Genomic DNA, 14105 nt, shown 5'->3' with positions numbered 1-14105 from the left:
TTAGCGGCATATTGCACCGCGTTTAGCACCAAAATGCACTGCATTTTGCTGCAAATAGCCCCAAAGATGGTACTATTGGTCGTGTTTTTAAATAAAAATTCATTTTGCCTGCATGTTCAACTACCCCCTTTTTGCATCGAAACAAACCTTCGCGAGAATCGATTTTTTGCGACAAGGTGGGTGCTTGGTGGACGAAAAGGGCACTCATAATGTTAAATTTATTGCCGAAAAGTTGACAAAAAAATCAACTTGACGAGTTGACAAGTTAACAAGAGGACAAGTGGACAAGTGAACGAGTTAATCGTTGTTCTTTCGTGTGTTGACATAAATACGCCCATTTTTGACATAAGAACATAAGAACCATAAGGAAGACATCTTGACTTTTTCCTCATTATGTGCCACTGGAAAGATGATTTCAACTTGTAGAGAATGCACTGAAAGCCCTTCAACAGATTTCTTTTTCGAGACCTAACCATGCTTTGACACAGACAAAAGAGGTACTACACCGGTTATTATCGTAGCTTTATCCAGTACTTCGTACGTGAGAAGTGTGTTTATCTTGGTTCTGCTGCACAAAGATAATAAACTCCTTTCAAGTTATAGAAATATCGCCCACCAATCGGTTGTTTAGACCGCTTATCAACTATTTTAAGTTGTTTGCATCGTTTCCTGTTCATCTTCCGTTTGCTTATCGGCATCTTGTCTGTCTTATTCTCTCGGCGTAGCCCGCTATATCTTCAAGGATAGGACAGGCAAGATGCTCACCAATACACAAAATCTGAGCAAACACTAACGACCGATTGGGGTTAAAAGTCAAGACGATTTCTATACACATACATAAACTGAGATTGTATATGTTCTGGCTCTGAAACCAATAAAGCCCAAAGTGTGAACAGGTAACACAAACGCCAACAGCCATGCAACAAAGATGTATGGCATGGCGTAAAACCCTCGCGGCGATACCCTCCTATGGGGCGCAGTTAGCTTATCGCCGCCCAATCAATATTTGTTTTGCGCAATTCTTTCAGCCTATTCCACAGCATAGCATGTTCGGGAAGGTTGCAATCGGGGTCGCGGTCGACGATTTTTTGAGCCTCATCGCGAGCCAATTGCACCAATGCGCCATCGCGAGCGATGTTGGCTATTTTAAGATCGAAGGCCATACCGCTTTGTTGTGTGCCTTCAAGGTCGCCCGGCCCACGCAACTTCAAGTCGGCTTCGGCAATACGAAAGCCATCGTTGGTTTCGCACATAATGTCGATACGCTTGCGTGTTTCGGCAGAAAGGGCCCGATTGGTAACAAGTATGCAATAGCTTTGGTCGGCTCCGCGCCCCACCCTACCTCGTAATTGGTGCAATTGCGACAAGCCAAACCGTTGCGCATCGAGTATCACCATCACCGATGCGTTGGGCACATTCACACCCACTTCGATAACCGTTGTGGCCACCAATATCTGCGTTTCGCCACTGGCAAAGCGCGCCATCTCTGCCTCTTTCTCCTTCGACTTCATCTTTCCGTGTATCTTACTCATCTTATACTCTGGAAAAATGTCGGTCAACGCCTCGTAACCTTCCTCCAAATTCTTTAAGTCGGTCTTCTCGCTCTCCTTTATTAGCGGATAAACGATGTACACTTGGCGTCCCAACCCTACCTGCTGACGTATGCCGGCATAGAGACTCGTGGTTTGATTATCGTACTTATGCAGCGTTTGTATGGGCTTTCGTCCAGGCGGAAGTTCGTCTATCACGCTCACATCCAAGTCGCCGTAGATGGTCATGGCCAACGTTCGCGGTATAGGTGTCGCCGTCATCACCAGCACATGCGGTGGATTGTCGTTCTTACCCCATAGCTTGGCGCGTTGTTTCACGCCAAAACGGTGCTGTTCGTCTACCACGGCAAGCCCCAAATGGGCAAATTGCACGGAGTCTTCTAACAAAGCATGCGTGCCAACCAGTATGTGTAGCTGTCCCGATGCAAGCCTTTGCAGCACGTCGGCACGGCGTTTGCCCTTAATGATGCCCGTTAACAGCTCGGCCGTTACGCCCGTTCCCTGCAACATTTGCTGCACGGTGGCGAGGTGTTGTTCGGCTAATATTTCGGTGGGAGCCATGATGCACGCCTGAAAACCATTGTCTACGGCAATGAGCATGGACATTAACGCCACGAGGGTTTTACCCGAACCCACGTCGCCTTGTAACAAACGGTTCATCTGTCGGCCGCTATCCATGTCTTTACGTATTTCGTGCATCACGCGTTTTTGTGCGCCCGTAAGTTCAAAAGGCAGGTTGTTGTGGTAAAAGCTGTTGAAGAATTGGCCAATCTTAGAGAAATTGTAGCCGCGATATTTGCGCCGATGGAAGTTGGCATAGCGCAAGATGTTGAGCTGAACATAAAACAGTTCTTCGAACTTCAAGCGCATTTGGGCGCGCTGCAACTCATCGGTGTTATGGGGATAATGCACACCGCGCATGGCTTGGTCGCGCGAAACGAGGTGCAGGGCATTAGTGATAAAAGGCGGAAGCGTTTCGGCCAACGGTGCTTGCATCTGTTCGAGCAAGCCCTTGGTGAGCCTTTCCATCGCACGCGATGTTATGCCCGCCTTCTTCATTCGGTCGGTTGTGCCGTAGTGGGGTTGCATCCCCATCTCGGCAAGCTTTAGCTCTGTGGCCTCGTCTATGTCGGGATGTGCAAACTGATAACGCCCTCCGTACACGCTAGGCTTACCAAACACGATGTACTCAACTCCCACTTTGTAAGTGCTTAGCACGTATTTAGCCCCTTGAAACCAAACCAAGTCGGCCACGTTCCATCCATCAGTGAAGTGGGCCACGATGCGTTTCTTGCGCGGTCCCATGTCAAACTCCTCAAAGCTCAGTATGTGTCCCTTCACCTGCACGTAAGGCATGTCGCCCTGCAATTGGGCAATTCGGTAGATTTGTGTTCGGTCAACGTATTTGTAGGGATAATATTCAAGTAGGTCGCCAAAGGTGTTGATGTTGAGTTCTTTACTCAAAATCTCTTTCTTTCGCGGACCAACGCCCGCCAAATACATGATGTCTTGGTCTAGGATAGAGTGCATTGTGGGGTTACGTTTGTTGTGGCAAGAGGCTGGGCAAGGGCGTTTACGTACGCGCCTGCCTATTGTTCGCGATGCAGAGAGGAGAGAGCCAACAGACGTTCGCACACATCGAGGTCGAAGGGCGTGGTTATCTTGATGTTCTCCTTGTTGCCCTCAACCATTGTTATCTGCATGCCGAGTGCCTCAACCACCGATGCGTCGTCGGTAAAATCCGACTGATAGGGTTGTTGGTAGGCGCGTTTAAGCAATTGCAAGTCGAAGGTTTGCGGTGTCTGCACCAGTCGATAGGCATCACGGTTCACGGTTTGGCTAGTGCCATCGGGCATCACTTGGCGCAATGTTTCTACCACAGACGTTACGGGTATCGCGGCTTTGGATTGTCGGGCCACGCCGAAACATCGCTCAACAACTTCTGCCGACACCATCGGGCGCACGCCATCGTGCACCGCCACCACGCCTTGGGCATCGCTGGGGATGAGAACCAAACCATTGCGAACCGACTCGAAACGCGTTGTTCCACCGTCGGCCAAGAGGTAAGGCAAGCTAAAATTATGCGTTCGGCATAGCTCGCGCCAATATGTTTGCTGGTCGCGTGGCAACACCAACACCATTTGCAGCTGCGCATCGAAGTTGTAAAAGCACTCCATTGTGCGCATCAACACGGGCTTTCCGCCAAGCAACAGAAACTGCTTAGGCACGTCGGTACCCATGCGCAGGCCTTTTCCGCCAGCAACGATGATAACATAATTCATCGCGTGCAGCGGTTAAAGACGTTCGGCCATAAGGTGTTTATAACGCATGGCCACTTCTATTTCGTCGGCCTTATCGCGGTCAACCAACAGCGCAAGCAGCGTGTAAGCGTAAGAAAGAGCGGCGGCAGGCCCTTCGCCCGTTATGATATTTCCGTCTACTGTCACCAACTCGGCCGTATATTCTGCCCCATGCAAGGTGTGTTCTACGCCTGGGTAGCAAGTGGCGCGCTTGCCTTGCAGCAAGCCCAACGTACCTAAAACCATAGGTGCAGCACAAATAGCGCCAATCTTTCGGCCCGTTTCAGCCTGTCGGCGAAGTACTTCTGCTAGCCCTTTATGTTCTTTTAGATTGGTTGAACCAGGCAGTCCGCCAGGCAATAGCAAGAGGTCGGCATCGTTGAAGTTGGCGTTTTCGAACAGCATGTCGGCCTTAACGCACACGCCATTGGCCGATTCCACCAGCTCGCGGCCCATAATACTCACGGTTTTCACGTCCAATCCGCCTCTTCTCAGAATGTCTACGGGAGCCAACGCCTCGATGTCTTCAAATCCGTCGGCCATAAATTGATACACTTTTGCCATATTCTCAATTTGGTTTATCGTTATTATCGTTACTGCAAAAATAGCCATTTTCGGCGTAAGCATGGCAAACAACACGCATTTTTAATGCCCAACGCCACACTTTTTAGCGTTTTTGGCAAGCAAATTGTGGTAATAACGCTAATTTTGTGGGCGACATTTAGCAAACATATACTAAAAAACTAGGCGATAAAAAACAACGACAAACCTGTACAACAGATATCGCCTTTATAAATTGAACCTATTTTATATAGCAGAGTATGGAACTTAACACATTACGCGAAACAGTAAACACCAATGGCGAATACAGTTGTGGAGACATCGGCGTGTCTGCCTCTGAATGGCTCGGACTATTAAAACAACCCGAAGCAAGGAAGTATCACGAGGCCTTATTCTGCTTTTTACGTGAACCAAATCAAAAAGGCTCCTGCACATCAGTGGCACAAAAGTATGGGAAAAGCCTGAATTATTACAACGGCAACGTAAAAGGTTTCTCGCAATGGGTGCAAAAACGACTAAACAGATTTCGTGTAATTGGGATTAAAGGCAGCGAAACATTCTGGCCCATCGCGATGGAAAAGGGCTGGCAAACCAAGAAAGAGTTTCTTTGGTTACTGCGCACCGAACTGACAGAAGCACTTAGAGACTTGCTGATGGAGCACCTTATCGAGGAATTTCGCAAACGTAAGCCCTTTTATGGCTACGAAGAAAGCTACAAATGGCAATTGCTTGACAACACAGAAGGGAAAGATGCGCTAGGCATTATCAGGGCACTAAAAGGGAAGAATATTGTTGCCAATGCCTACGTTGACCCCGTTTTTAACAAGCTCAACAAAGAAAAGCCTAGCGAACTGATTGTATGCGGAGAGCATTTGCTTGACGAAACCATCCCAATAGACAAACGTATAGCACGCTTTAAACAAGAAATGCAAGGCCTTGGGCATGAAGACTGGAAGAACTTTGCCAACGATGAGCGCACTGCATCTGCCATCTTGACTTGCGCTTACCCTGAAAAATACACGTTTTACAAATGGGAAGTGTACAAAAGGCTCTGTGAATACTTCGGCTACGACATCAATAAAAAAGGCACGAACTTCGGTAACTTCATGGAAATAATAAACAATCTCGTAGCAAAATATGGTGAAACGGTTCAACAAATCATGCTTAGCGAGATAGACAGGTATAAAAACAAACCCCTTAACCTTGCCATTCAAACATTATTTTGGTGCTTGAAAGACTTCATGCTCAAAGAAATGGACGCAGCAAAACAACACACATCCCAAACCAGCACTGACGAAGGCACAGACCATTCACGTTTCGACAAGGGCGTAATTACATGGAAAAGACACAAGAACATCGTGCTTTATGGTGCGCCAGGAACAGGAAAAACCCACAGCATACCCGAGTATGCCGTAAGACTTTGCTGCCCCACATTCAATGCCAACCATGCAGAGCGCAGCCAAATTGTGGCAATATACAATCAACTTAAAGAGGAAGGGCGCATCGCATTCACAACCTTTCACCAGTCGATGGACTATGAAGACTGGGTGGAAGGCCTTCGTCCCGTGGTTACTGACAACAACCAAGTGGGCTACAACATAGAAGCAGGCATATTTAAACGTCTCTGCGAAAAAGCAAACGACACCAATACGCAAGAAGAGTCGATGCAAAATGATTTCCCCCGAAATAGTTCTACACTGCCTGATGGTGAAAATTCATCCAAGCCTTACATCATGGTTATCGACGAAATTAATCGTGGAAATGTGTCGAAAATATTTGGAGAGCTCTTGACGTTGTTGGAAACTGACAAGCGTAAAGGTAACCCGAACGCAGAGAAAGTGGTGCTACCTTACTCGAAAGAGGCTTTTGAAGTGCCAGCCAACGTGTTTGTTATCGCAACAATGAACACTGCCGACCGTTCGTTGGGTGCATTAGACTACGCCATTAGGCGACGCTTCGCTTTCATTGCAGAAAGGCCTTACGCCCTAGATAACGAAGGGTTTGACCGCGACTTATTCAAGCAAGTGAGCCAACTCTTTATCAACAACTTCGACGAATACGAGAAAAGCAATTTCGATTCTACGTTTAAGCTGCAAGCGGCAGACACACTTTCGGCCGATTATAAGCCTGAGGAGGTGTGGATTGGCCACAGTTACTTCTTGATGCACGATGAAAATGGCGAAGATTTCACCAACGACCGCATACTATATGAAATAATACCGCTCTTGGAAGAGTACATACGAGACGGCATTCTAACTACAGACGCGCAAACAACGATAGATGAACTATACGACAGGGCTATAAAATGACGACAGTGTTACAACTCAACGAGCAGCTGAAGGAGGACTCTCTTCTCAACCAAAGCTATGCCGAGACTTTGTTGCCATACATAGCGGATGGTGGAGAAAAAGAGTTCAAAGTAAGTGATGACAAGCAAGACGCCGACTTCTATCTTAAACTTAGGCGTAAGGGTAACGACATTCTTGCCACGGGTTCTTACTTCGTAGGGGTGGATTGGGTGAAAGAAAACGAGCTCGCAATACAGGTTAGTCCGAAGATGAACAGCGATTTCGAGATAGATTATGTGCGAATGCTTAACGAGGCACTCTGTGATAAGGAAAACCTGAACCATCTGCAACAACTCGTAACAATATCTTTTCACAAGCCCGCAATACCAATTAGCCAGCAGCAAGACTTGTTAAGCATCTTCCTTATTACCGAATATCTTAGCGTTTTAAGGCGAATAACGACCAAAGGTCTGCGAAAATGCTACTACATGGTTGAAGAAAATCTCAACAATAAGATAAAAGGGCGATGTCTTGTGGCACGTAACGTGAAACAAAACCTTAGCAAAGGGCGCGTAACAAACAACTTTTGTCGTTACCAAGTATATGGCATCGACTCGTGCGAGAACCGCATCCTTAAACGCGCTTTGAGGTTTTGTGCCAAACAATTAGAGGTTTATAGGCATGCCTTCGACACTTCCACACTCGACAACATTGTCCGTTTTGTTAAACCACACTTCGATAACGTGGGCGAAGAAGTTACCACAAAGGCCATACAAACATTCAAAGGCAATCCAATTTTTAAAGAACACAGCACAGCCGTAGAACTTGCCCAACTTCTAATTCGCCGTTACAGCTACGACATTACCCTTGCTGGCAACCACCAAATAACAACTCCACCGTTCTGGATAGATATGAGCAGACTGTTCGAATTGTATGTGTTTCGCCATCTTAGGTTGGTGTTTACAGGCAAAAACGAAGTTTGTTACCACCCCAAGGCACATCGTCAAGAGCTCGATTATCTGTTAAAGCCTTGCCATTGGCCCGAACCTTACGTTGTTGACGCCAAATACAAACCACGCTATAAGGGTATGACAGGCATAGACAAGGATGACGCAAGGCAGGTGGCTGGTTACGCAAGACTGCAGAAGATATACGACATGCTGAAGCTAGATGCCGAAAATGCACTGCCTATCAAGTGCCTCATCGTCTACCCGGACCAAGAACAACAAGAGCGTTTCGCATTTACAAACACAGAAGAACCAACATTCGAAAAAGTGAAAGATTACATAAGGTTCTACAAAATAGGGATTAGACTACCCGTAATTCAATGAAATTCATCCCCAAAGGCATACTAAAAACCTCAATAAAGGCCCCAAAAGATTTGCCACATTCGAAAGAATGTCTTATTTTTGCAACACGAATAGGTGTGAAGGGAATGAGCATCGCCTACGAAAACAATGCAAAGGCCACAGCCCAACCCCACTCTCCCCATCCCAACACAACAATGACGAACGCTTTGAAAACATACGGATGGCTCGCAATAGCGGCACTGTGGCCCACGGGAAACCTCGCGGCGCAGACTTTCAGCATCGAGACGGTGAACGATAGTCTGAACTACCTCACGCTGAAAACCGACTCGACCACCGACAAATGGCCGCTACCCTACCCCGTTTACCGATTAGATACGGCCGACGTTAACGGCGACGGACGAACAGAAGCACTGGTGGGCGTGATTAAAAGCACCCGTTTCTATCCGCAAAAAGGCCGCAGGCTCTTTGTTTTTAAGAACTACAAAAATCGCGTTCGCGCCATGTGGATGGGCTCAAAGCTAGGCGGAATACTGCAAGATTTCCGCTTTGTGGATGGCGTTGTTCGGAGTCTAGAAACCACAACTAAGGGACAGTACGTGGTGGCCGAATACCGTTGGCAAGGCTTTGGGTTCGAGTTCGTAAGGTTCTTGGTTGTGAAGGTGGGGCGAGAAGAGGCCTTGAAGGCGTTTAACCAATAGCTATTCGCGAAAAAAGGAACACCCAACAAGCCGCACAACACAGACATATAAAACAAGGATAAAGGCTAACGTGTGCCATACAAATGCCAACAAGCACGATGGCACACCTTATATATATAGGGCAGTAAACGCGCCCGAAAACAATAAAACCAACCACCTTGGGGCAGAACGGGCAAGTAAAACGAACACTAACCGCCGACATCTGCCCCCTCGCTGGCTAGCAATGATTTTCCAAATCCGATGTGCACATGGCCCCAACAAGACCATAGCGCGCACATCATAAACATTAAATATCAAATGAAAAGAACCCTACTACTAATCGCATTCGCCGCCATAGGGGCGTTACTCTATGCCGACAACAACCCCAAGCCTGTGATTTTACCTGGTAAGGGCAAACTGAATGTGGAGAGTTTCAACAAAGAAGTGAACCTCAAAACCAACCTCTCGAAACTGTCGCTGGCCGAACTGCGCGTGCTTAAAAACGCATTTAAGGCGCGCGAAGGATTTATATTTAAAGAAGCCGACCTGCGCGGCATTTACGCACAAACATCGTGGTACGACTCGTTGATGTGGTTACGCTCGGACAACGAGAACGAACCGCTAGACGATAGCAACCCTAACGACTGGGGACAAAGGCAACCTAAACTTAGCAAAGCCGAACAAGACTTCCTCAAAAAGATTGAACAGCAAGAGAACAAAATCCTCAACAGTAAGCACAAACTGCCCAAAGGACAGATTGTTAACCTCGACCTGCTGCTCAATCCCTACCAATTAGACGACTTCGACCCTAAACTGCAAAATGCCATCAGCCGCAATGGGTTTGCCATTGTGCCAGACAACTTGCAGCAATTGTTCCATGTTTACGAGAAGAACGACTACTCCAACTTCCCCAGCTTTGTAACCACCGACCTTTATTTGCAGCTTTTCCACTTCTATTTCGACAACATTCTGCGCGATGCCGAAGAGAAAAAGCTCGATGCACTGGTGAAAGTGTTCTCGCAAGGCATGTTTAATCGCATGACCAAACTCGTAACCACACCCTCAACAGGCAAGCAAACCAAAGCGGCCGCAGCTTTCTGCCAAGCCTATTTTGCCGTGGCGTTGGCACTAACAACGGGCAAAACGCCTGCCGGGGTGAGTGCTGCATATAAGTCGCAAGTGGCATCCGAGATTAAGAAGGTGATGAATTCAGAAAACGCCCTCTCCCCTTTCTTGGGCTATACTGAGGTGAAATATCCCTATTCCCTTTATCGGCCACGCGGCCATTACAGCCGTTCCGAACGCATCAAGCGATATTTCCGCACCATGATGTGGCTACAAAGCGTGCCCTTTGGCACCGACAAGCCCGACCAACTGAAACGCGCCCTGCTCATTGCCCACACCATTGGCAGCGACCCACAGATGAAACGCACCTACAACAGCATGTTCGAGCCCATCACTTTCCTCTTCGGCGAGCCCGACAACATCACCGTCATGCAGGTTTACGACCTGATGAAGGGCCAAACGCCAGAGAAAATATTCACCAATGAGAGACTGATGGCCGACATGGCCAAACGCATTGACGAGGTGGGAGAGAAACAAACGCGCATCCGTCCCAAGTTCGAACTAACCTCGCGCAACAAGATTAACCTCATGCCGCAACGCTATATGCCCGATGCAGAGGTGCTAAACGAGATGATTGACGCCACAAACAATGTCACCAAACGCGACGTTCCAAGTGGACTCGACGTGTTTGCGGCCATTGGTTGTTCGGCTGCCGAACGCATTTTATTGAAAGAACTGCAAGAAGACAAACGCTGGGAAGGCTTTGTGCCTACGCTCCAAACCATGAAACTACGCATGTCGGAGATTGCGTGGACCACCACCGTGGCCAACAGATGGATGGATGCCTTGGCCGAAATGAACAAGCCCGTGGCTGGGGCACCTTACTTTATGCTCACGCCACAATGGGAAAAGAAAAACCTGAACACGGCTCTAGCCTCGTGGGCAGAACTGAAACACGATGCCATTCTATATGCCAAGCAGCCAATGGGAGCCGAATGCGGTTCTGGCGGACCGCCCGACCCCATCGTGAAAGGCTATGTTGAACCCAACATTCCCTTCTGGAAGAAGGCTGTAGAATTGGTTTCGCAGATAGAAAGGGTGTTCAAACAATATAAGTTAAACACGCCTAAGATGGACGCTTCCACGGCTAGCGTGAAGGAAACAGCCGAATTTCTGCTACAAGTGAGCCAGAAAGAGCTATCGCCAAACCCCATCCTTACCGACGAGGAATATAACGCCATCGAAATCATAGGCTCTACGATAGAAAACATTTCGCTTGACCTTGTTAGACAAGACGACCAATATCTTGACGGCTGGGACAACGTGGAAGGTGCCGACAAGAGTGTGGCTGTAATAGCCGACGTATATACCGCCAACGCCCCGAACAACCCTAACCACTCCATTCTATACGAGGGAACAGGGCCTGCCTATACCATCTACGTGGCTGTGCCCATTGGCAACGAGCTCTATTTGATGCGCGGTGCAGTGCTGTCTTATCGCGAACTAAAACAGTCTACCGACCAACAGCGGCTCACCGACGAGGAATGGCAAGAGAAACTCAAAGCCAAACCTTATCTGGGCGTGCCTAAATGGATGGACGAAATTATGGTTCCGCTAGACAATCTGCCGAAAGATAATGAAGAAGTGTTTTATAGTTCGGGATGTTAAGGTGAGGAGTTAAGGAGTTAAGGAGTTAAAGTAGTAAGGAGTATGTAGTAAGGAGTAAAGAGTAAGCGGTAAGCGATAAAGCCAAATGCCTATCTGCGCTATGGCATACTCTTTTACTCATCAACTCATCAACTCACTAACTCAATTAAACTCACTAACTCATAAACTCAATTAAACTCATAAACTCACAAACTTCCCAACACAATACATGACCACAAAACCCGCTCAACATCCAAGAAACGCGCCCCATACATCCTTCCATGCTATGGGGTGCGCATTCTTTTCTCATGCCGCGGCCTATTGTCGCGGCGTGGTTCTTGTCTTATGCCTTACCTTTGTGTGCACGGAAAGTATATGGGCGCAGAAGGCCGACACACTATCCGTGGTGTTTACAGGTGACGTATTGCTCGATCGCGGCGTGCGCAAGCGCATCGAATACTTAGGTTTAAGCAATCTCGTTGGGCCAAAACTACAACAAATCTTCAACCAATCGCATTTCGTTGTGGGCAATCTAGAATGCCCGGCAACCAAAATTAACCAACCTGTTTTTAAGCGTTTCGTGTTCAGAGGCGAACCCGAATGGCTCACCATGCTGGCCAAACATGGTTTCACCCACCTCAACTTGGCCAACAACCACAGCATTGACCAAGGACGTGACGCACTGTTAGACACACGCAAGAACATCGAACAAGCGGGTATCATCCACTTTGGGGCAGGCCGTAACATGACCGAAGCCGCCCAACCCCTATTGCTGACCACCCATCCACGCCCCGTTTACATCCTCGCCTCCTTGCGATTGCCACTCGAAAACTTCGCTTATCTGCCCGCCAAGCCCTGCGTCAGTCAAGAACCACTAGACACACTGGTGGCTCGCATCAAGCATCTACGCCATAACGAACCCAACGCCTACATCGTGGTAAGCCTACATTGGGGCATCGAACACCAGCTAACGCCCACTGCTCAGCAGCGTAGGCAAGCGCGCCTACTGATAAACGCAGGTGCCAACATCCTTGTTTGCCACCATACCCACACGCTACAATCCATCGAACAATATAAGGGTTGCCCCATTTATTACAGCATCGGCAACTTTATTTTCGACCAAACCAAACCCATCAACACCCGTGCCTGCGTGGTTAAAGTCGTACTTACAGCAAACGATGCACACGTTGAAACCATCCCGATAGAAATAAACGAATGTGTGCCAGAAGGGTATTAGTAGACAAATTGACCAGTTAACGAGTAGACGAATTAACCAGTTGACGAGTTAACCACGTACACTTACTACTGCCAGCGCGAGCGGTTGCAAGTCATGCTGCTCACGGTCAACGGAGACAGCAAAATGGGAACGCAGAAGTAATCTGTCATTGACAGGCAGTTTTCAGCTTATGGATAATACATCGAATAACTTCCGCCTAGTCACTTTTTGATACATAACCACGTTTTTTCGCAGACAATTGGGGTAGAATTTTGGATTTTATCGTATCTTCTTCCAGTACTTTGTGCATGAGCAGAGTGTTTATCTTGGCTTTACAGCACAAAGACAATAGACTCTTTTGGGTTTATTGGTTAACGCGATTTTCTTTTAACTCCCCATCATAATCCTTACAATCTAGAATAAGATTATTTTGGAGAGATTTTATACGCTTGACTTTCAATGAAGTTGATTTAGAAAAACCATTGTTATACGTTATTATAACGTATCGAGAATTGGCATTTTTAATATATACACTGTGCCAAAAATAGGTATCTTGCATATTACTTGCCAATTGATGGATGCTTATCTTGTGTATATGAGAATTCTTTAAATCTATTAATAAAATAGTCCCATCATCCTGATTATTATTAATCTGAAGACATAATAATAGCTCCTCTTTCATATGGTAAGCAATTCTATTTTGCATATTCTCTCCACATAAGATAAGACATTTACCATGAAAAAAATCAATGCCTGTTTTTTTGTTGTACAACTCTATCCCCTGTGTACTATTTGCTATGAAATAGGTTATGCAGAAATAATTTGTAAAATCTATCCCCTCATAACGAGAATTATATTTTCTCCACAAAACAGTGTCATTCATGTATATCTGATTTTCGGTGATGATATTCTTCATAGAATTACCATTCTTCAAAAAGAAATACAATAAGGAATCTCCTTTTTGGTTTGTAATGTTCAATTCATAGCCTTTTTTCAGCAAATAATTCTCTTCTACTTTATTTTGTGCATATATACTTATTGGCATGAAAAATAAAAAGGAGAGAGAATATAATATGTATATATTTTTTCTTTTCATCCTTAATTCCGCAACTAAATACGTAATTTATTGTTAATACATTTTATAAGCCTTTGATGAACAATAAGTTCCTCGGACATTTGCTATCTGTAGAATTTTCACTAACTGTATGGTACGAAAATATCGTAAATTTCTACGTAGCATCACAAAGATAGCAATAAAATATAAGAACATCGTCCCTTATGGTGGTGTTTTTTATGTGATAAACGGATTGGAACAGTTGCCGAATCAAGAAAACTCAAAAACTTAAATTGTTATTTTTTATTTTACAACACCGCACTAAATTTCACTCCGTTCTAGCGAAAATATAGGTCGTAAAGTGGGTAATTTGCCACTATTTCTTGCCTTTCACACCTTTCGCCTTGTCTGTTTTTAAGAACAAAACCTGCATTTTG

At 46.3% G+C, this 14105-nt stretch carries 9 protein-coding genes; 5 read left to right on the top strand and 4 right to left on the bottom strand.

All coding sequences use genetic code 11. The features are described 5' to 3' along the window. Positions 1–980: 980 nt before the first annotated feature. From recG to HMPREF2955_RS02000, 3 genes are read right to left on the bottom strand one after another with little or no spacing between them, the layout of a single operon-like run. Positions 981–3185, bottom strand: coding sequence for an ATP-dependent DNA helicase RecG (gene recG / locus HMPREF2955_RS02010; protein WP_256374686.1), 2205 nt, complete (start codon positions 3183–3185; stop codon positions 981–983). Further along, positions 3140–3832 (bottom strand): 2-C-methyl-D-erythritol 4-phosphate cytidylyltransferase, encoded by a 693-nt coding sequence (locus tag HMPREF2955_RS02005; RefSeq protein ID WP_070720389.1) that lies wholly within the window; start codon positions 3830–3832, stop codon positions 3140–3142. The genes recG and HMPREF2955_RS02005 overlap by 46 nt, the downstream gene beginning before the upstream one ends. Before the next feature lie 12 nt (positions 3833–3844). Beyond that, positions 3845–4414 carry a DJ-1 family glyoxalase III gene (locus tag HMPREF2955_RS02000; RefSeq protein WP_070720388.1) on the bottom strand — a complete coding sequence of 190 codons (570 nt, stop codon included), beginning with the start codon at positions 4412–4414 and terminating at the stop codon, positions 3845–3847. A 257-nt stretch (positions 4415–4671) separates the two neighbouring features. Here HMPREF2955_RS02000 and HMPREF2955_RS01995 point away from each other — a divergent pair, with 257 nt between their 5' ends. From HMPREF2955_RS01995 to HMPREF2955_RS01975, 5 genes are all read left to right on the top strand, one after another. Beyond that, the gene (locus HMPREF2955_RS01995) at positions 4672–6720 is read left to right on the top strand and encodes an McrB family protein (RefSeq protein WP_070720386.1); all 2049 of its coding nucleotides are present in this window, start codon (positions 4672–4674) and stop codon (positions 6718–6720) included. Continuing rightward, complete coding sequence (locus tag HMPREF2955_RS01990) at positions 6717–8030, top strand: 5-methylcytosine restriction system specificity protein McrC (RefSeq protein ID WP_070720384.1); 1314 nt, start codon at positions 6717–6719, stop codon at positions 8028–8030. Before HMPREF2955_RS01995 ends, HMPREF2955_RS01990 begins: the two co-directional genes overlap by 4 nt. A gap of 104 nt (positions 8031–8134) precedes the next feature. Continuing rightward, the gene (locus tag HMPREF2955_RS01985) at positions 8135–8707 is read left to right on the top strand and encodes a hypothetical protein (RefSeq protein ID WP_246830041.1); all 573 of its coding nucleotides are present in this window, start codon (positions 8135–8137) and stop codon (positions 8705–8707) included. Between the two features lie 297 nt (positions 8708–9004). Next, entirely contained in the window at positions 9005–11419 is a 2415-nt protein-coding gene (locus HMPREF2955_RS01980) for a DUF3160 domain-containing protein (RefSeq protein ID WP_070720400.1), read from the top strand. A gap of 208 nt (positions 11420–11627) precedes the next feature. Continuing rightward, positions 11628–12635: a CapA family protein gene (locus tag HMPREF2955_RS01975; RefSeq protein ID WP_246830040.1), complete on the top strand. Its 1008-nt coding sequence runs from the start codon at positions 11628–11630 to the stop codon at positions 12633–12635. Between the two features lie 343 nt (positions 12636–12978). Here the strand turns inward: HMPREF2955_RS01975 and HMPREF2955_RS01970 are convergent, their stop codons facing one another. Further along, positions 12979–13710 carry a hypothetical protein gene (locus tag HMPREF2955_RS01970; RefSeq protein WP_070720381.1) on the bottom strand — a complete coding sequence of 244 codons (732 nt, stop codon included), beginning with the start codon at positions 13708–13710 and terminating at the stop codon, positions 12979–12981. Between the last annotated feature and the right edge of the window lie 395 nt (positions 13711–14105).

The organism is Prevotella sp. HMSC073D09, from assembly GCF_001814145.1.
GTDB lineage: Bacteria > Bacteroidota > Bacteroidia > Bacteroidales > Bacteroidaceae > Prevotella > Prevotella conceptionensis.
Note: the sequence above shows the minus strand (reverse complement) of the source record. Positions and strands in the feature narration are given on the sequence as shown.

Excerpts from the sequence above, each read along its gene's own strand:
- HMPREF2955_RS01970 (WP_070720381.1), bottom strand. The coding sequence starts at position 13,710 with ATGAAAAGAAAAAATATATACATATTATATTCTCTCTCCTTTTTATTT.
- HMPREF2955_RS01985 (WP_246830041.1), top strand. The coding sequence starts at position 8,135 with ATGAGCATCGCCTACGAAAACAATGCAAAGGCCACAGCCCAACCCCAC.
- HMPREF2955_RS01975 (WP_246830040.1), top strand. The coding sequence starts at position 11,628 with ATGACCACAAAACCCGCTCAACATCCAAGAAACGCGCCCCATACATCC.
- HMPREF2955_RS01995 (WP_070720386.1), top strand. The coding sequence starts at position 4,672 with ATGGAACTTAACACATTACGCGAAACAGTAAACACCAATGGCGAATAC.
- HMPREF2955_RS02005 (WP_070720389.1), bottom strand. The coding sequence starts at position 3,832 with ATGAATTATGTTATCATCGTTGCTGGCGGAAAAGGCCTGCGCATGGGT.
- HMPREF2955_RS01980 (WP_070720400.1), top strand. The coding sequence starts at position 9,005 with ATGAAAAGAACCCTACTACTAATCGCATTCGCCGCCATAGGGGCGTTA.
- HMPREF2955_RS02000 (WP_070720388.1), bottom strand. The coding sequence starts at position 4,414 with ATGGCAAAAGTGTATCAATTTATGGCCGACGGATTTGAAGACATCGAG.
- HMPREF2955_RS01990 (WP_070720384.1), top strand. The coding sequence starts at position 6,717 with ATGACGACAGTGTTACAACTCAACGAGCAGCTGAAGGAGGACTCTCTT.